The following is an 18,448-nucleotide window of genomic DNA, read 5'->3' as shown; positions in this document are numbered from 1 at the left end:
CCCTTGCCGGCTTGCCAGTGGAGAGTAGAGAGGACCGCGAGATCACTGGAAAGCAAAGCCCGTCGCCGCCGCTAATCGTTTCTCACTCCTCTCTACTGTTTCTAGCTCGCAACCACCTGCTCCCCTTGCCAGCGCGCCAGATCGCCGAGCGTCACGACCTGCCCGCCGCAGACCACGGCGACGGCGTGACGCACGCCGGCCAGCGCCCGATGTCGCGCATACAGCGGGACCGGTGCGATGCCGCAGGCGGGCTCGATCATCTGGCCCGGGTCTTCGGCCAAGCGCACGCAGGCGGCCGTGGCCTCGGCGTCGCTGACCGTCAGCGGCGCGACCTCGAACTCGCCGCACTCGGCGATCGACGAACATCGGCTGCCCGCCGCGCGGACGTCACGAGTCATCGCGCCGCGGGCGGCGCGCGCGGCTACACTCAGGGTCCACCGCCGAGCGGAGCGCCGATGAGCCGACCCGAGTTGACCAACCTGCTTGCGGGCCTGGATCGCGGCGATCCTGCGGCGCAGGAGCAGTTGTTCGCGCTCGTGTACGACGAACTCAAGCGTGTCGCGCGCGGACATTTGCGCCGCGCGCAGGGCGGGCTGACGGTGAATCCCACCGCACTGCTGCACGAGGCGTGGATCCGCTTTGCGCGCGGCAACGGCGAGATCCACGGCACCGCGCATTTCTACAACGTCATCGCGCAGGCGATGCGCCAGATCATCATCGACACGTCGATCCGCAAGTCCACGCCGCGGCATGGCGGCGGCCTCGTGCGGACCGAACTGACCGACCGCATCGAGCAGCCGGACAAGCCGCTCGACGAACTGCTCGCGCTCGAAACGGCATTGGTGCAACTCAAGGCGTTCGATCCGGAACTGGCCGAACTCGTGGAATGGCATTCGTTCGTCGGCCTGCCGCTCAACGAGATCGCCCGCGTGCGCGGCGTGAGCGAACGCACGACCAAGCGCCACTGGTCGATCGCACGCGCATTTCTCGGCGATGCGATTCGTCGCGGGGGTTAGCGCAGCGCCGCCCGCAGCGCCGTCAACAGCGGATCGCGCGGCGCAAGACGTTCGAGCTCGGCGATGCTGCGCGACCGCAGCGCGGGCGCTGCGGTACGCGCCGCAGCGTCCGCGCCGGGCGTCAGTCCGTCGAGCGCGAGTTCGGCATCGGCGCGCGCCTGACCCAGCGCGCCGAGCCAGCCCAGCTGCTGCCGCAGCGCCGCCGCGCGTCGATGCGCCTGCAGCGCGGCAGCGATATCGCCGCGGCGCCGCGCCGCAGCACCGGCATAGGCCGACAGATCGACCAGTTCGAATCCGGCGTGGCGTTCGGGCCGCATCAGTTCGCGTATCGCCTCGTCCAGTTGCGCATCGCCGCCCGCGGCGCCAAGCAGCCCGTGGGCATACCAGCGCTGCGCGTGATCGCCGCGACCGTTGGCCAGGAACAGCGCTTCGGACTCGCGCAGCCGGAGCTGCGCCGCGTCCGTATTGCCGAGCGCGAGTTCGATGCGACCGCGAGTGATCAGGCTGCCTGCCACGCTCACCGGACTTCCGCTGCGCATCTGCGCCAGCGCCGCATCGGAGTGCTGCACAGCACGCGCGTAGTCGCTGCGATAGAAGTCGATCGCGGCCCGCACGTGAGCGGTGTTCACGATGCTGGGTGTGGCGATTGCGCCGCTGGGCCGCAGGACGGCGTCGGCATGATCGAGCAGCGCGCTCGCCGCGTCGAATTCGGCGAGATGCGTCAGCGCGAAGGCAAGGCTGCATTCAAGGAATGCCGTGCGCGCGTGCTGCTGGCCGAGGTGTTTGCGTGCCACGTCCAGCGCCCGCCCGAACGCCTCGCGCGATTCGCCGAAGCGGCTCAGATTGAACAGGCCGGTGCCGAGGTTGCCGTAGTCCATGGCGATGTCGGCGCTGTTGTCGCCGGGCAACGCCTGGCGCAGGCCGAGCACGAGACGGTAACGGCGCAACGACGCTTCGGCATCGCCGCGCAGGCTCGCAAGCTTGCCGTGGCTCGTATGCGCCTGGATCATCCGGCGCTCCTGATCGCCGGCGCGTTCCAGCTGTCGCACGGTGTCGTCGAGATGGCGCGCCGCGTCGTCGAGGCGGCCCATTTCGATTTCCAGGCTCGCCAGCTGCTGGCTGACCGCGGCCAGTTCCAGCGGTTCGGAATCGGCGGTCCGGAAACGCAGTTCGTACGCCTCGTTGGCCGCGGAAAGCGCCGCTTCCAGCTTGCCGCGATGCTGCAAGGCCAGACTCAGCTGGCTCAGCACGTCTGCGCGCACCTCGGGCTCGTCGCGCAGGGCCGAACGCGCCTGCGTCACCGCGCGCTCGATCACTTCTGACAGACTGTAGTCGCCGCGGTTGGCATCGCTGAACACGTCGGTGATGTCGAGCGCGGTGAGCAGAAACCGGTTCGCCACTTCCGCGCGATGCGCATGCCGTTTCGCCTCGTGCGCCGCGCGCAGGCTGAACGCCGTGGCGGCCAGCAGCAGCAGCGTCGCCAGCACGCTCGCGGCCACTGCATAGCGATGGCGCTGCACGAACCGCTGCAGCAGATAGGCCGCGCGCGGCGCGCGTGCGCTCACCGGCGTGCCGCGCAGGAACGCAGCGAGATCGGCGCCCATTGCGTCGATCGAGCGGTAGCGGTCGGCCGGCGCCTTGGCCAGCGCCTTGCGCACGATCGCGTCGAGATCTCCACTCAACTGGCGCCGCAGCCGCGGCAGGTTCGGCGCAGCCTTCCACGCATGCGCGGCGTCGAGCGCGCGAGCGAGCGACTGCGGCTCCTGCGTGCTCACCGCTTGCGCCCAGGCCAGGCTGTCGGCGACGCTGGCGCGGTAGGGCAGGTTGCCGGTGAGCACGCGAAAGCAAAGTGCGCCGAACTGATACACGTCAGTGGCGACCGTTACTTTATCATTGTGGAATTGTTCCGGAGCCGCGTATTCCGGCGTCATCGGGCCGAACGCGGCGTGCGTGTCGTCGGCATCGACGCCCACGAGCTTGGCGATGCCGAAATCGAGCAGTTTCACGCGCCCGTCGGCGGTCACGAGGATGTTCGACGGCTTTATGTCGCGATGGACCACGAGGTTCTGGTGCGCATGCGCCAGCGCTGTCGCCACGTCGACGAGCAAGGCCACGCGCGTTTCCAGCGACAGGTCGGCTTCGCGGCAGTAATCGGTGATCGGCACGCCTTCCACGTATTCCATCGTGTAGTACGGCTGGCCCTCGGGCGTCTCGCCGCCTTCGAACAGCGTGCCGATGTTCGGGTGCACGAGGCCGGCAAGAATCTGCCGTTCGCGCTCGAAGCGCTCGCGCATTGACGGCGACGTCATGCCCTGGCGCATCACCTTCAGCGCCACGCGATGGGTGAAGCGCTGGATCTTGCGTTCGGCGCGATATACCGCGCCCATGCCGCCGGTGCCGATGAGTTCGAGCAACCGGTAAGGTCCGATCTGTTCGCCGACGCGGTCGCGATCATCGTCGCGCGCGGTCTGCGCGGGGCCGACCAGACGCGTTGCAGCCAGCGCGATCGGATCTTCCCAGGCACGCGCGTCGGTGCGCACGTGCTCGGCCAGCAGTCGCAGCAGGTCGTCGCGCAGGTCGGCGTCGCCGGCCGGCAGCGCGGCGACGAATGCGGCGTGGTTGGGCAGGTCGAGATCCAGACCGCGGTCAAGCCAGCTGCGCAGCCGCTGCCAGCGCTGCGGGTCCATCGGTAGGGAAGTCATGTGGTACTCGCGAGGCGTTCGGTGTGCGGCACCCCGTCACGTATACCGAAGCGGTGCACGGCGAGGCAATCGTTGCTCATCGGTGAGTACGGGTTTTTTGGCGAAACGGGACAGCGCATCGGGATTTCATCAGGCGTGTCCCCTTCCCGGACAAATCCCGTACTGGAACGACATGGGCAATCCGCCCGGCTCTCGGAACGCAACCATGTCGCCTCGCGTCTTCTTCGCCTCCCGCCACGATTCACGCTCGGCACCTCGAATGCTGACGATGCTGCTCGCACTGGTCTTCATGCTGCTGGGCAACGCCGCCCACGCGATACAGCTGTGCGTCAACTCCAACGCCACGCTCGACACGGCGTTTTCGGTGGCGGGCATCTCCCCGGATGCGACCACGATCCGAATGGCGACGGGCACCTATCAGCTGGGCGGACGCTTCGCGAATCTCGCGCGACCCACGACGCTGCTCGGTGGCTACAACGCCGATTGCAGCGTGCGCAAACCCATCGTCAGCGCGGCGGAAACTGTCATCGACCTCTCGGGCGCGGGACTCACGCTGCAACAGAACACCACGTCCGACAACCTCGTCGCGATCGACGGGCTGAGCATCGTCAACGTCAATCCGCTCAAGATCTACACGGGCACGTTCGGCAGGCAGGGCGCGATCCAGCTCAGCCATACGCATATTCGCGGCATTCCGCCGTCGGCCGGACCCGGCGACCTCGTCGCCTACGGCGGCGGCTCGATCACCCTCGACAATGTGCTGATCGACCAGATGGCTTCGGGCATGCAGATCGGCACCTGCGCCCAGGGTTTCAATCTCGTGGAAGGCGGCGCGCTGCTGGTCAACAACAGCACGATCGATATCGCGCCCAATCGCCAGCTGTGCATGTCCGGCTCGTCGGACAGCGGCGAAGGCTATGCGTCGTTCGCCAACAGCATCCTGTGGTCGTCGGTACAGACATCGGAGATCAGCTCGGTCTTCATGTCCACGATCAACATGATCAACACCACGTACTTCTCGCTCGATCGCAACGGCGCGGGCGGCACGACGGTCGCGCCGGGCCAGACCAACCCGCAGTGGGTGAACGCGGCCAACGGCAACTACTCGCTGCAGAGCACTTCGCCCGCCGTGAATACCGGCGCCGTGGTGTTTCCGGGCGGATTGTCGTCGACAGACATTCTCGGCCACACGCGCTGGCTCGGCAGCTTTCCGGATCGCGGCGCGTTCGAATCGGCGTTCAACGACGCCACGCAGTACTCGGTCATCACCACCGCCGACACCGGCGTCGGTTCGCTGCGCGATGCGATCACGCAGGCGAACGCTTCGGCGAATCCGGCCACGATCACGTTCAACATTCCCGGCAACTGCCCACGCGTGATCGCGCTGGCCTCGACGCTGCCGCAGATCACGACGCCGATCGTCATCGACGGCACGACGCAGTCCGGCTCCAGCGTCAACGGCGACGCCGACAGCTTCGACGCCGACCTGTGCGTGCTCGTGAAGCCCGCGAGCGGCACCTTGTCCTACGGTTTCAACGTGCCGACCGGCGCTACGGCCGGTTCGCTGACATTGCGCGGCCTTGGCATCGGCGGCTTCAGCCAGCCGGTGATGCTGCTCGGGGGCAGCAATCACGTGATCGCAGGCAACCAGTTCGGCGGCAGCGTGACCGGCATCGCGCTGCCCGGCGCGAGTTTTTCGGCGATCTCGATCGGCGTCAATGCCGGCGGCAGCTTGATCGTGGGCGGCAACAGCCTGGCCGACCGCAACGTGATCGGCGGTGCCGAATTGGCCGGCATCAACGTGGCGAGCACGGTGTCGAGCAGCGTCGACCGCTGCCAGTTCGTCAACAACCTGATCGGCGTGGCCGCGAACGGCACCACCGCACTGCCGAACTTCACCGGAATCAATCTCGCTGGCAGCGGCTGTCTGGTCGATCGCAACCGCATCGTCGGCAACACCCGCGACGCGGTCTGGATCAACGGCAGCAGCAACCACGTGGTGCAGCGCAACCGCATCGGCTACACCGTGAACGGCAGCGGATTCCTGAGCGGCGCGGGCGTGCGCGTCAGCGGCAGCAACAACACCATCGGCGCGCCGGCCACCAGCAACGTCACCGGCGGCCTGTACGCCAACACCATCCGCAACATGCTGCAGGGCGGCGTGCTGGTCGAAGGTGGCACGAACAACGCGGTGCGCACCAACCTGATCTACGACAACGGCGCCAGCAACAACGGCATGGACATCGACCTGGACGCCAGTGGTCCGCTGGCGAACGATGCGGGCGACGGCGACGACGGCGCGAATCGTCTGCAGAACTTTCCCACGATCACGGCGCTGGTGCTGATGCCGGTCGCGAGTCCGTCCATCGACGTGAACGCCACGGTCAGCGCCACGCTCGACGCCGCGCCCGGCACGTACCGCATTGACGCGTACTTCTCCCCGAAGTGCGACAACGTGAGTTCGGCCGGCGGCCGCCCGCATGCCGAGGCGTTCATCGGCACCGCACAGATAACACTGCCGGCGTCAGCCGGTGCGCTGAAGGTCAACGTGGTGCTGCCGACGATTTCGGGCAATCCGCTGATCGGTCTTACCGCGACCGACGCGGCCGGCAACACGTCGGAAATCGGCACCTGCTTTGCGATGGGCAATGCCACGTACGACAAGATTTTCCGGGACGGTTTCAACTGATCGCACAGGCGCCACACCGGCAAAACCGGTGCGGCGGCGTCGTAGCCCGACTATCACGCGGCAAGCCTGGCACTTGGCGCAATCCCGCGCCCGGCGCCCCTTTCCCTTCTTGTCTAGTCGGCAGCCGGCTGCTCTCTCTGCCAGCGCGCCAGATCGCCGAGCGTCACGACTTGGCCGCCGCAGACCACGGCGACGGCGTGACGCACGCCAGCCAGCGCCGGATGTCGCGCATACAGCGGGGCCAGCGCGGTGCCGCAGGCGGGCTCGATCATCTGGCCGTGGTCTTCGGCCAGGCGCACGCAGGCGGCCGTGGCCTCGGCGTCACTGACCGTCAGCGGCACGACCTCGAACTCGGCGCATGCGGCGATCAGCGCCGGTGCGATGCGTTTGACGCACAGGCTGGTCGCCAGGCTGCGCGGCGCACTGAGTTCGACGACGTGTCCGCGTGCCAGGCTCGGCGCGAGCGAGGCCGAGCCCTCGGGTTCGACCGCGAACACGCGCGTACGCTGCCAGCCGACACGCCGCAGCCCTTCGAGCACACCGAGCAACAGGCCGCCGCCGCCGACGGCGACCAGGATCGCCTCGGGCGGCGTGACGCACTGCAGCGCGAGTTCGTCCACGAGCGAGGCATGCCCTTGCCACAGCAGCGGATCGTCGAATGGCGGAATGAAGGCCGTGCCGGGTGCTTCGGCGAGCTTCAGTGCCGCCGCATTCGCCTCGTCCCAGACGCTGCCTTCGCAGCGCAGCTCTGCACCCAGCGCACGGATGCGCGCACGCATGAATGCCGGCGTGGTTTCCGGGATCACGACGGTGACGGGGATACCGAGCGCGCGGCCGGCCCAGGCCACGGCATAGCCGGCATTGCCGGCCGAGGAACACACGAAGCGGCGCACGCCGCGGCGCGCATGGTGCTGGCACAGATGGCCGATGCCGCGCAGCTTGAATGAGCGCGCCGGCTGCAGGTTGTCGAGCTTCAGCCCGACATCGACCTCACCGATGCGCGTCTGCAGCAACGGCGTGACGATATGCAGCGGTGCCAGGCGCGTCGCGCCGGCCGCTGCGGTGAAAGCGGGGGCGAGTTCAGCGCGATACGGGTTTGCAGCGGCGGTGGACAGGGTCATGGCGGCGTTCGCAAGGGAGGGGAGGAGTGCGGACTGCGGACGACCCCGGGGTAATTCGGATGCTGCGCTGCTGGTTCATGGTTTTCTCCCAATTGATATGAATTGAATAAAGAATCGAAATCGACGAAATCACCGAATTGAGCGCTGACTAACAACCCAACGCGAACTGGCCCTCTCGCCCACTCGCGTGGGGGAGAGGGCAAAAAAACCCGTCATGCCAACGGACTTTCACTCAGCAGCTTCACCTCCCGCACATCCACCAGCCGCTGCAACTGCCGGCACAGCGTTTCCGGGTCGCGCGCACCGTCCAGCGTGACGTTTACGGTATACGCGTGCGCGGTACTCGCTGCGTTTACGCTGAGCACGTTCCAGCCACGCCGCTCGATGGTGCCAAGCACGCGCAGCAAGGCGCCCTCGGCCCGATCCAGCGCGAGCTCCAGGCTGCAACTCATGCGGCGCACCCCATCATTTCGGCGTTCGACTTGCCCGGCGGCACCAACGGCCAGACGTTTTCGCGCGCGTCGATCTTGACGTGGCAGAACAACGGCCCGGGTTCTCGCAGCAGGCGCTGCACCGCGCCGTCGATCTGGTCGCGCCGTTCGATCGCAAACGCCGGGATGCCGAATGCGCGCGCCAGCTCGGCGAAATCAGGATTGTCGGAAAGATCCACTTCGCTGTAGCGCTTGTCGAAGAACAACTCCTGCCACTGCCGCACCATGCCGAGGCTGGAGTTGTCGAGCAGCACGATCTTGACCGGGATGTTGTAGCGCTTGAGCGTGGCCAGCTCCTGGATGTTCATCATGATCGAGCCGTCGCCCGACACGCAGATCACCGTCGCACCAGGCCGCGCGAGCTGCGCGCCGATCGCCGCCGGCAGGCCGAAGCCCATCGTGCCCAGGCCGCCGGAAGACAGGTGCGCCGCGGTATACGGCACGCGCCAGTGCTGCGCGACCCACATCTGGTGCTGGCCGACGTCGCTCGCGACGACGAGCCGGTTGCCGCCGGCCTCGGACAGTTGCTTGAGCAGCGCCGGCGCGTAGATGCCTTCGCCGGGCGCGTCGTAGCGCCACGCGTGCTGCTGCTTGAGCACACGGCAGCGGCGCTGCCACGGCCGTATCGCGACCGGATGCACGAGACGTGGCAGCAGCTCGCGTAGATCGCCGACGAGACCTGCGTCGCAGGCGCGCAGCTTGCCGAGTTCGGCGGCGTCGACATCGAGATGGATCACGCGGGCTTCCGGTGCGAACGTCGCCAGGCGGCCCGTCGCGCGATCGTCGAAGCGCGCACCGACGACGAGCAGCAGATCGCATTCCTGCACCGCGAAATTCGCCGCCGGATTGCCGTGCATGCCGAGCATGCCCAGATAGTGCGTGTCGTCCGGATCGCAGGCGCCGAGTCCCTTCAGCGTCGACACGGCCGGAATGCCGGTCAGGCGCGCGAACTCGCGCAGTTCGCGTTCGGCGTTGGCGAGACCGACGCCGCCGCCGACGTACAGCAGCGGTTTCTTCGCGCGCGACAGCAGCGCGTGCGCCTCGGCGATGCCGGCTTCGGTCGCCGCCGGCAGACGCGTCGTCACCTCGCGCACGGGGCGTGCAACGGCGCGCGCGTTCGCGATGTCCTTGGGCAGATCGATCAGTACCGGCCCGGGCCTGCCGCTGGTCGCGATGGCGATCGCTTCACGCACGACGGCATAGACGTCCTCAGCACGACGCACGATGTAGCTGTGCTTGACGACGGGCAGGCTCATGCCGAACACGTCGACTTCCTGGAACGCGTCCGTACCCATCAGGCTGGTCGGCACCTGGCCGGTGATCGCGAGCAGCGGCACCGAATCGAGATACGCGTTCGCGAGCCCGGTCAGCAGGTTGGTCGCGCCGGGTCCGGAGGTCGCGAGGCACACGCCGACGCGGCCGCTCGCGCGCGCATAGCCGTCGGCGGCGAGCGCCGCTCCCTGCTCATGCCGCACGAGGATGTGCTTGAGCCGCGAATCCACGAGCGCGTCGTAGACCGGCATGATCGCGCCGCCGGGATAGCCGAAGATCGTGTCGACGCCTTCGGCTTCCAGCGCGTCGAGCAGATGCTGCGCGCCGGTGCGCACGCTGCCGGCCTGGGCCGGCGTCGCCGCTGCCATAGCCGCCGCGGCGGTGTTGCGAGTGTCGCGCCCCCCATCCATGTCAGGCACTCCGTTTAAAAGGGGCATCCGCCGCAGGCGGTGCCACCGTGGTCAGGGTCGGCTGCGCCGGGTTCAGCCAGGGCATGCGCGCGCGCAGGCTGGCACCGACCTGTTCGATCGGATGGGCCAGGTCGCGCTGCTTGAGCGCGCGGTAGTTGCCGTTGCCGGCCTTGTATTCCGCGGTCCATTCGCGCGCGAACTGGCCCTGCTGGATCTCGGTCAGGATCTGCTTCATGCGCGCCTTGGTGTCGGCGTCGACGACGCGCGGACCGCGGGTCAGGTCGCCGTACTGCGCGGTCTCGGAGATGAACTGGTGCATCTTCGCAAGCCCGCCTTCGTGCAGCAGGTCGACGATGAGCTTGAGCTCGTGCAGCACTTCGTAGTACGCGATTTCCGGCTGGTACCCCGCCTCGGTCAGGGTCTCGAAGCCGGCCAGCACGAGTTCGGTCGCACCGCCGCAGAGCACAGCCTGTTCGCCGAACAGGTCGGTCTCGGTTTCCTCGGCAAAGCTGGTCTCGATGAGCATCGCACGCGCGCCGCCGATGCCGGCCGCATAGGCCAGCACCTTGTCGCGCGCGCTGCCACTGGCGTCCTGCTCGATCGCGTAGATGCACGGCACGCCGTGGCCCTTCTCGTATTCGCGCCGCACGAGTGCGCCCGGGCCCTTCGGCGCGACCAGGATCACGTCGATGTCGGCACGCGGTGCAATCTGCTTGAAGTGCACGTTGAAGCCGTGCGCGAACAGCAACGCCGCGTTCGGCTTGAGGTTTGGTGCTATCGCCTCGTCGTACAGCGCCGGCTGTACCATGTCGGGCGTCAGCACCGCGACGAGATCGGCACCCTTCACCGCCTCCGCGGGTTCGGCGACCTTGAGGCCGTCGGCCCGCGCCTTGTCCCAGGAAGGACCGCCGCGGCGCACGCCGACGGTCACGTCGAGCCCGGAATCCTTGAGGTTGAGCGCGTGCGCGCGACCCTGGCTGCCGTAGCCGAGGACGGTGATGCGGGCGGACTGCAGGGCGGCGGTGGTCGGTACGGTGGTGGTCATGCGGCGTCTCCGGGAAGTTGTGGAACGATGGATTTATTTGCAACGCCTGCTGCAGTCGCAGAAGCAGTACGTAGAAACAGAAGTCGGAATGCGAGGAAAGCGCGCGGATCGCTGCGCTGCCTCTCCCCCGACGCGGTCGGGGGAGAGCGCCAAAGCGCGGGACAGCTCGCGCGGCGGGCTACCCATGCGTCACCGCGCCGTGCGCCGCCGAGCCGACGAGACGCGCGTACTTGGCGAGCACGCCGCTGACGACCTTCGCCGCCGGTGGCTGCCAGCTGGCGCGGCGTTCCTCGAGCGGCGCGTCGGTGGACAAGGTGCGTGATTCGGCATCGATGACGAGGTGATCGCCTTCCTGCAACAGCCCGATCGGCCCGCCGCGCGCGGCTTCCGGCGCGATGTGGCCGACCATGAAGCCGTGCGTCGCGCCGCTGAAGCGGCCATCGGTGATCAGTGCGACGTCATTGCCGAGGCCGCGGCCGACCAGCGCCGCCGTGACCGCGAGCATCTCGCGCATGCCGGGTCCGCCAGCCGGGCCTTCGTTGCGGATCACGACGACGTCGCCGGCCTTGATCGCGCCGGCCATCACGGCGGCGAAGGCCAGCTCCTCGCTGTCGAACACGCGCGCCGGACCTTCATGGCGCAAACGTCCCTGGCCGGCGAGCTTGAGCACGCAGCCCTCGGGCGCGACGTTGCCGTAGAGGATCGAGTAGCCGCCGCGCGGCTTGAGCGGCGCGCTGGCCGGACGCACCACGTCCTGGCCGCCCATCGTAGGCGCCGCCGCATCGAGTTCGGCGAACAGCGAAAGGCCGGTGACCGTCGGCGCGTCGTCGAGCAGGCCGCCCGCGCGCATCGCCGCGGCGACGAGGCCGGCGCCGCCGACCTGGGTCAACTCGACTGCGGTATAGCGGCCGCCGGGCTTGAGGTCGGCGATGACCGGCGTGTCGCGCGAGGCACTCTCGAAGTCTTCCAGCGTCAGCGCGACGCCGGCTTCACGCGCAATCGCGAGCAGATGCAGCACCGCGTTGGTCGAGCCGGCCGTGGCTGCGACCAGACGCGCGGCGTTGCGGAACGCGGTCGGCGTCAGCAGGTCGCGCGGCAGGCGCTGCGTGTTGAGGCAGTCGAGCACGAGCTCGCCGCAGCGGAACGCCGCCGCGCGCTTGGCCGGGTCGGTCGCGGCGATGTCGTTGAGGCCCAGCGGCGACAGGCCCAGCGCAGTCAGCACCATGGCCATGGTGTTCGCGGTGAACTGGCCGCCACAGGCGCCGGCGCCGGGGCAGGCGCTTTTTTCCACCTGGCACAATTTCTCGTCCGACAATTTGCCGGCGCCATGCGCGCCGACCGCCTCGAACACGTCCTGCACGGTGATCGAGCGGCCGTCGAGACGGCCATGCGCGATGCTGCCGCCGTACAGCGCGACGCCGGGAATGTTGAGCCGCGCGAGCGCCATGGCTGCGGCGGGAATCGTCTTGTCGCAGCCGCACAGCACGACCATCGCATCGAGGCAGTGGCCGTCGACGGCGAGTTCGATCGAATCGGTGATGATTTCGCGGCTGACCAGCGAGGCCCGCATACCCGACGTGCCCATCGCGATGCCGTCGGTCACGGCGATGGTGTTGAACTCGATCGGCGTGCCGCCGGCCGCGCGGATGCCGTCGCTGGCCGCGGCGGCGAGGTCGCGCAGATTGAGGTTGCACGGGCTGACGTTCGACCAGGTGTGCACGACCGCGATCAGCGGCTTGGCGATGGCCGCGTCGTCGAGGCCGGTCGCGCGCAGCATGGCGCGCGCCGGCGCGCGGTCGGGACCGTGTTTGATGGCGTCACTGCGCATGGTGAAAACCTTCCGTGGCGGAATTTGCCCGCGAAATCGCTGGCGGATTGAGTGTCACGTGGCGAGTCGCGGCGTCGCGGTTGCGGTGCGCAGGTCCACACGCAAATTGGAGATCACGACAAGTTGCCATCGCGACAGCAGTTGCGTCTTGCGCAACCCTGGTGCAATCACGCCTCAAAGCGTCGAAACCGTTCATGCCGCCTCCTGCGCCGCGGTACGCTCGCTCAGCGCGGCGATGACCGCTGCCGTGCTTTCGCGCGTACCCGCAGTACCGCCCAGATCGCGCGTGAGCACGCCTGCCTCGATGACGCGATCCACGGCCCGCTCGATCGTCGCGGCTTCGGCGTCCAGGCCCAGCGAATGCCGCAGCAGCAGCGCCGCCGACAGGATCGCGCCGAGCGGATTGGCGACACCGCGGCCGGCGATGTCCGGCGCGGAGCCATGGATCGGTTCGTACAGGCCGCGCGTACCTTCGCCGAGCGAGGCCGACGGGAGCAGGCCCAGCGAACCGGCCAGCGCAGCGGCTTCGTCGGTCAGGATGTCGCCGAACAGGTTCTCGGTGACGATGACGTCGTACGCGGCCGGGCGCGTCAGCAGCAGCATGGCCATCGAATCGACGAGCTGGTGTTCCAGCGCGACGTCGGGAAATTCGTGCGCGACGCGCTGCGTGGTCTCGCGCCACAGGCGCGAAGTTTCCAGCACGTTGGCCTTGTCGACCGACGTGACGCGGCGGCTGCGCGTGCGGGCGAGCTGGAACGCGCGGCGCAGCACGCGCTCGATCTCCGCGGTCGTGTAGCGCGTCTCGTCGGTCGCCGTATCGTGCGTGCGCGTCTTTGCACCGAAATAGGCGCCGCCCGTGAGTTCACGCACGAACAGCAGATCGACGCCGGCGAGGCGCTCGTTTTTCAGCGGCGACAGGTCGGCCAGGCGCGGATGCACGCGTACCGGGCGCAGGTTCGCGAACACGCCGAGTTCGGCACGCAGCCGGAGCAGGCCCTGTTCCGGCCGCAGCTTGGCCTTGGGATCGGACCACTGCGGTCCGCCGACCGCGCCGAGCAGCACCGCGTCGGCCTGCTTGCAGACAATCAGCGTCTCGGCCGGCAGCGGGTCGCCGTGCGCATCGATCGCGCAGCCGCCGATCGCGTGTTCGCTGAACTCGAAGTCGTGACCGTGGCGCGCGGCGACGTGACGCAGCACGCTGACCGCCGCGGCCGTGACTTCCGGGCCGATGCCGTCGCCCGGCAGTACCGCGATGCGCGCCTTCATGCGGCTTCTCCGCGCAGTCGCTCGAAGTGCTCGATCGCGTCGTTGTGCGCGAGCAGGAAGCCGAGCTGGTCGACACCGGCCAGCAGGCAGTGCTTGGCGAACGCATCGAGCTGGAAGCTGAAGCGGCCGCCGTCGGACAGTTCGATGGTCTGCGCGGCAACGTCGATGGCGAGTTCGATGCCCGGATGCGCTAGCAGATAGCGGTGCTCCGATTCGCTGAGCACGACCGCGAGCAAGCCGTTCTTCAGCGCGTTGTTGCGAAAGATGTCGGCGATCTCGGAACTGAGCACCGCGCGCAGGCCGAAATCGAGCAGCGCCCAGGGCGCGTGCTCGCGCGAGGAACCGCAGCCGAAGTTGCGCCCGGCGACGAGGATCTCGCAGCCGCGCGCGGCGGGCTTGTTGAGTTCGAACGCGGGATCCGGCGTGCCGTCGGCGGTGTAGCGCCAGTCGTTGAACGCGAAGCGGCCGAGGCCGTCGCGCTGCGTCGTGGTCAGGAACCGCGCCGGGATGATGCGGTCGGTATCGATGTTCTCGTGCGCGAGCACCGCGGTGCGCGAGCGGATGTGCGTGATCGGACGGTTGGTCGACATGTTCATGCGGCCTGTTCCTGAAGCAGCGATTGCGGATCGGCGATGCAGCCGGCGACGGCGGAGGCGGCGGCCACGGACGGGCTTGCGAGCACGGTGCGTGCGCCCGGTCCCTGGCGGCCCTCGAAATTGCGGTTGGACGTGCTGACGACCAGTTGTCCCGGCTGGGCCAGATCGCCGTTCATCGCGATGCACATCGAGCAGCCCGGTTCGCGCCATTCCGCGCCGGCAGCGCGGAAGACCTGGTCCAGCCCTTCGCGTTCGGCTTCGCGCTTGATCGCGAGCGAGCCGGGCACCACGAGCATGCGCACGCGCGAGGCGAGCGTGCGTCCGCGCAGCACGTCGGCCGCATCGCGCAGGTCGCTGATGCGTGAGTTGGTGCAGCTGCCGATGAAGACCACGTCGACGGCCATGCCGGCCATCGGCTTGCCCGCTTCGACCCGCATATAGTCGAGCGCGCGTCGTTCCTGCAGCGTCGCCGGCAGCGGCACGCTGGCCTCGAGCGCGACGACCATGCCCGGATGCGTGCCGTAGGTGACGGTCGGGCGCACGCGCGTCGCGTCGATGTGCACCGTGCGGTCGTAGCACGCGTCGACATCGCTCGCGAGCAGGTTCCATCCGGCCACAGCCGAGTCCCAGTCCTCGCCCTGCGGCGCGTACGGACGGCCGCGCAGATAGTCGTAAGTGACCTCGTCCGGCGCGATCAGGCCGGCGCGCGCGCCGGCTTCGATCGCCATGTTGCACACGGTCATGCGCTGCTCCATCGACAACGCCCGGATCGCGCGGCCGCGGTATTCGATGACGTGGCCGGTGCCGCCGTTGACGCCGATCTGGCCGATGACGTGCAGCACGAGATCCTTCGCGCTGCAGCCGGCCGGCAGTTCGCCGTCGACCTCGATCGCAAGCGTCTTCGGCTTGCGCTGCAGCAGGCATTGGGTCGCAAGCACATGGCCGACCTCGGTCGTGCCGATGCCGAACGCCAGCGCGCCGAACGCGCCGTGGGTCGAGGTGTGACTGTCGCCGCAGACGATGGCCATGCCAGGCTGGGTCGCGCCGAGTTCCGGGCCGATCACATGCACGATGCCGCGGTGCTCGCTGCTCCAGCCATTGAGGCGGATGCCGAACTGGGCGCAGTTCTTTTCCAGCTCGCCGACCTGGGCGGCCGCGTCCTCGCTCGCATACACCGGCTGGCCGAGATCGTCGAACGGCGCGGTCGGCGTCGAATGATCGAGCGTCGCCAGCGTGCGTTCGGGACAGCGCACGCTCAGCCCGCGCGCGCGCAGTTCGGCGAAGGCTTGCGGTGAGGTCACTTCATGGATCAGGTGCAGGTCCACGTAGAGGATGCCCGGCGTGGCCGGTGTCGGTGCCTTGACCAGATGCGCATCCCACAGCTTGTCGAACAGCGTGCGCGCGGCCATCACGCAGCCTCCTGCGCATAGGCGCGGGCGCGCACCGGCGTGAGCCAGCCCCAGTGGTCTTCGGTGCTGCCGTCGAACAGGCCGAAGAACGCGCGCTGCAGCGCTTTCGTCACGGGGCCGGGCCTGCCCGTGCCGACCGGCTTGCGATCGACCGAACGCACCGGCGTGATTTCCGCCGCCGTGCCGGTCATGAACACTTCGTCGGCGAAATACAGCATCTCGCGCGGCATGGGTTGTTCATGCACTGCGTAGCCCAGCTCCTGCGCGAGCGTCATCACCGTGTCGCGTGTGATGCCACACAGGATGCTGGCCCCGGCCGGCGGGGTATAGATCTTGCCGTTGCGCACAATGAACAGGTTTTCGCCGGCGCCTTCGCTGAGCAGGCCGCCAGGCGCGAGCGCGATGCCTTCGACGAAACCGCCGTTGACCGCTTCGCGTGCGATCAGCTGACTGTTGAGGTAGTTGCCGCCGGCCTTGGCGCCGCTCGGATACGTATTCGGAGCGGCGCGGTTCCACGAGCTGACGCAGACATCGACCCCGCTTTCCAGCGCCGCGGCGCCGTGCATGCTGCCCCACTCGATCGCGATCACCGCGACGTCGACCGCGGTGTCCAGCGGCGGCGCCAGGCTGAAGGTGAAGCCCGAACGGTAGACGATGGGTCGCAGGTAGGCGCTGCCGAGCTTGTTCGCCAGCATCACGTCGGCGCAGGCCTGGTCGATCTCGTCGGCGCTGTAGGCGATGCCGAGGTCATAGACGCGCGCGGAATGGAACAGCCGCTCGGTGTGGTCGCGCAGGCGGAAGAACATCGGTCCCTGCGGCGTGGCATAGACGCGCTCGCCTTCGAATACCGACGAACCGTAGTGCAGCGCGTGCGCGCCGACGCTGACGCTGGCGTCCTGCCAGGGTTTGATGCGGCCGTTGTGCCAGATGTAAGCGGGCGTCTTCATGCGATGTCCTCAGGCGTGGTTCGCGGCCGCGTGCGCGGCCGTATCGGGTTTGCTGCGTTCGATGCGGTTGACGATTTCCAGTGCCGCCAGCGCGGCCGCCTCGACGATGTCGGTGGAGATGCCGCGGCCGCGCAGTTCGCGGCCGGCATGGCGTACGCCGAGCGTCGCCTGGCCCTGCGCGTCGCCGCCTTCGGACAGCGCGCGGATCTGGAAATCAGTCAGTTCGAAGTCCTGACGTACGGCACGGCCGATCGCGCGCAAGGTCGCGTCGACCGGACCATCGCCAATCGCGGCCTCGCTGGACTGGCTGCCGTCCTCATGCTGCAGCCGCACCGAGGCCGACGCGCTGCCGCCCAGGTGCGAGGCCGCATGCAGGTGCACGATGCGCCACGGTCCCAGCGCCTCGGCGTCGCGGCCCAGCGCGAGCGCCTCCAGATCGCTGTCGAACACTTCGCGCTTCTTGTCGGCCAGGGTCTTGAAGCGGGTGAAGATCTGGTCGAGCTCCGCCTCGTCCGGCGCATGGCCCAGCGCTGCCAGGCGCTCGCGCAGCGCGTGCCGGCCGCTGTGCTTGCCCAGCACCAGCTGCGAGCGCGCGAACCCGACGTCTTCCGGGCGCATGATTTCGTAGGTGCCGCGATGCTTGAGCATGCCGTGCTGGTGGATGCCCGACTCGTGCGCGAACGCGTTGTCGCCGACGACCGACTTGTTGCGCGGGATCGCGTGGCCGGTGATCTGCGCGAGCAGGCGCGCCGTGGGGTACAGGCGCGGCGTGCGCAGGCCGGTTTCCACGCCGAACAGCTCGGCGCGCGTCTTGAGCGCCATTGCGATCTCTTCCAGCGCCGCGTTGCCGGCGCGCTCGCCAATGCCGGTCAGGGTGCATTCGACCTGGCGCGCGCCGGCCGACACCGCGGCCAGACTGTTCGCCACGGCCATGCCCAGGTCGTCGTGGCAATGCACCGACAGCACCGCACGCTCGACACCGCGCACGTGCTTGCGCAGGTAGCCGATGCGCTCGAACATTTCCGCCGGCGTGATGTAGCCGACCGTGTCAGGCACGTTCAGCGTCGTCGCGCCGGCCTCGACGACGGCGCTGAACACCTCGGCCAGGTAGTCCGGTTCGGTGCGCATCGCGTCTTCCGCGGAAAATTCCACATCGGCGCAAAGTTCCGCGGCACGCCGCACACCGGCGATGGCGGCGTCGATGACCTGGGCGCGGCTCATGCCGAGTTTGTGCTCGCGATGCAGCGGGCTGGTCGCTATGAACACATGGATGCGTCCGCGCGCAGCCGGTTCCAGCGCACGCGCCGCGGTCTCGATATCGCCGCGCTGGCAGCGTGCCAGCGCGCAGATCGCCGCGCTGCGGACTTCGTGCGCGATCGCCTGCACCGAGGCGAAGTCGCCGTCGGAGGCCTGCGGGAAGCCGGCCTCGATGATGTCGACGCCGAGTTCGGCGAGCGCATGGGCGATGCGCAGCTTCTGCGCCCGCGTCATGGAGAAGCCCGGTGCCTGCTCGCCATCGCGCAGCGTGGTGTCGAACACGCGTACGCGTTCGCGCGGGACGGGAGTGATGCTGGCTACGTTGGAATCTGTCGGTGTCATGGCTGCTTCATTCCGGTTGTTGAAAAAGGGCTTTTGCCCTTTTTTCAATCGAACGGT

The 18,448-nt window shown here is 68.4% G+C and carries 14 protein-coding genes; 2 read left to right on the top strand and 12 right to left on the bottom strand.

Annotated elements, in window-relative coordinates:
• Positions 1-101: 101 nt before the first annotated feature.
• Positions 102-398 (bottom strand): hypothetical protein, encoded by a 297-nt coding sequence (locus RUU78_RS04070; RefSeq protein WP_313913923.1) that lies wholly within the window; start codon positions 396-398, stop codon positions 102-104.
• A gap of 57 nt (positions 399-455) precedes the next feature.
• Between RUU78_RS04070 and RUU78_RS04065 the strand changes: the two genes are divergently transcribed.
• Entirely contained in the window at positions 456-1,016 is a 561-nt protein-coding gene (locus tag RUU78_RS04065) for an ECF-type sigma factor (RefSeq protein WP_313913921.1), read from the top strand.
• Here RUU78_RS04065 and RUU78_RS04060 read toward each other — a convergent pair.
• On the bottom strand, positions 1,013-3,718 hold the full coding sequence (locus RUU78_RS04060; protein ID WP_313913920.1) for a serine/threonine-protein kinase: 2,706 nt from the start codon (positions 3,716-3,718) through the stop codon (positions 1,013-1,015). The genes RUU78_RS04065 and RUU78_RS04060 overlap by 4 nt on opposite strands.
• Positions 3,719-3,977: 259 nt before the next feature.
• Here RUU78_RS04060 and RUU78_RS04055 point away from each other — a divergent pair, with 259 nt between their 5' ends.
• On the top strand, positions 3,978-6,407 hold the full coding sequence (locus RUU78_RS04055) for a right-handed parallel beta-helix repeat-containing protein (RefSeq protein ID WP_313913918.1): 2,430 nt from the start codon (positions 3,978-3,980) through the stop codon (positions 6,405-6,407).
• 113 nt (positions 6,408-6,520) lie between these two features.
• Here RUU78_RS04055 and RUU78_RS04050 read toward each other — a convergent pair whose 3' ends face one another.
• The 10 genes from RUU78_RS04050 to RUU78_RS04005 all read right to left on the bottom strand — a co-directional run bounded on the left by RUU78_RS04050 (position 6,521) and on the right by RUU78_RS04005 (position 18,391).
• On the bottom strand, positions 6,521-7,528 hold the full coding sequence (locus tag RUU78_RS04050; protein ID WP_313913916.1) for a pyridoxal-phosphate dependent enzyme: 1,008 nt from the start codon (positions 7,526-7,528) through the stop codon (positions 6,521-6,523).
• 212 nt (positions 7,529-7,740) lie between these two features.
• A complete protein-coding gene (locus RUU78_RS04045; protein WP_313913914.1) occupies positions 7,741-7,980 on the bottom strand; it encodes an ACT domain-containing protein in 240 nt (79 codons plus the stop codon).
• Positions 7,977-9,659: an acetolactate synthase 2 catalytic subunit gene (ilvG, locus tag RUU78_RS04040; RefSeq protein ID WP_313914042.1), complete on the bottom strand. Its 1,683-nt coding sequence runs from the start codon at positions 9,657-9,659 to the stop codon at positions 7,977-7,979. Before ilvG ends, RUU78_RS04045 begins: the two co-directional genes overlap by 4 nt.
• Before the next feature lie 43 nt (positions 9,660-9,702).
• A complete protein-coding gene (gene ilvC / locus RUU78_RS04035) occupies positions 9,703-10,746 on the bottom strand; it encodes a ketol-acid reductoisomerase (RefSeq protein WP_313913911.1) in 1,044 nt (347 codons plus the stop codon).
• 178 nt (positions 10,747-10,924) lie between these two features.
• Entirely contained in the window at positions 10,925-12,574 is a 1,650-nt protein-coding gene (ilvD, locus tag RUU78_RS04030) for a dihydroxy-acid dehydratase (protein WP_313913909.1), read from the bottom strand.
• Between the two features lie 192 nt (positions 12,575-12,766).
• Entirely contained in the window at positions 12,767-13,840 is a 1,074-nt protein-coding gene (gene leuB / locus RUU78_RS04025) for a 3-isopropylmalate dehydrogenase (RefSeq protein ID WP_313913907.1), read from the bottom strand.
• Positions 13,837-14,436 (bottom strand): 3-isopropylmalate dehydratase small subunit, encoded by a 600-nt coding sequence (gene leuD / locus RUU78_RS04020; RefSeq protein WP_313913904.1) that lies wholly within the window; start codon positions 14,434-14,436, stop codon positions 13,837-13,839. Before leuD ends, leuB begins: the two co-directional genes overlap by 4 nt.
• Positions 14,433-15,845, bottom strand: a complete 1,413-nt coding sequence (gene leuC / locus RUU78_RS04015) for a 3-isopropylmalate dehydratase large subunit (RefSeq protein WP_313913902.1) — start codon at positions 15,843-15,845, stop codon at positions 14,433-14,435. Before leuC ends, leuD begins: the two co-directional genes overlap by 4 nt.
• On the bottom strand, positions 15,845-16,792 hold the full coding sequence (locus RUU78_RS04010; protein WP_313913900.1) for a branched-chain amino acid transaminase: 948 nt from the start codon (positions 16,790-16,792) through the stop codon (positions 15,845-15,847). Before RUU78_RS04010 ends, leuC begins: the two co-directional genes overlap by 1 nt.
• Positions 16,793-16,801: 9 nt before the next feature.
• On the bottom strand, positions 16,802-18,391 hold the full coding sequence (locus RUU78_RS04005; protein ID WP_313913898.1) for a 2-isopropylmalate synthase: 1,590 nt from the start codon (positions 18,389-18,391) through the stop codon (positions 16,802-16,804).
• Between the last annotated feature and the right edge of the window lie 57 nt (positions 18,392-18,448).

The organism is Tahibacter sp. (genome assembly GCF_032229445.1).
Classification (GTDB): Bacteria; Pseudomonadota; Gammaproteobacteria; order Xanthomonadales; family Rhodanobacteraceae; genus Tahibacter.
This window is presented reverse-complemented; position numbering and strand designations above follow the sequence as displayed.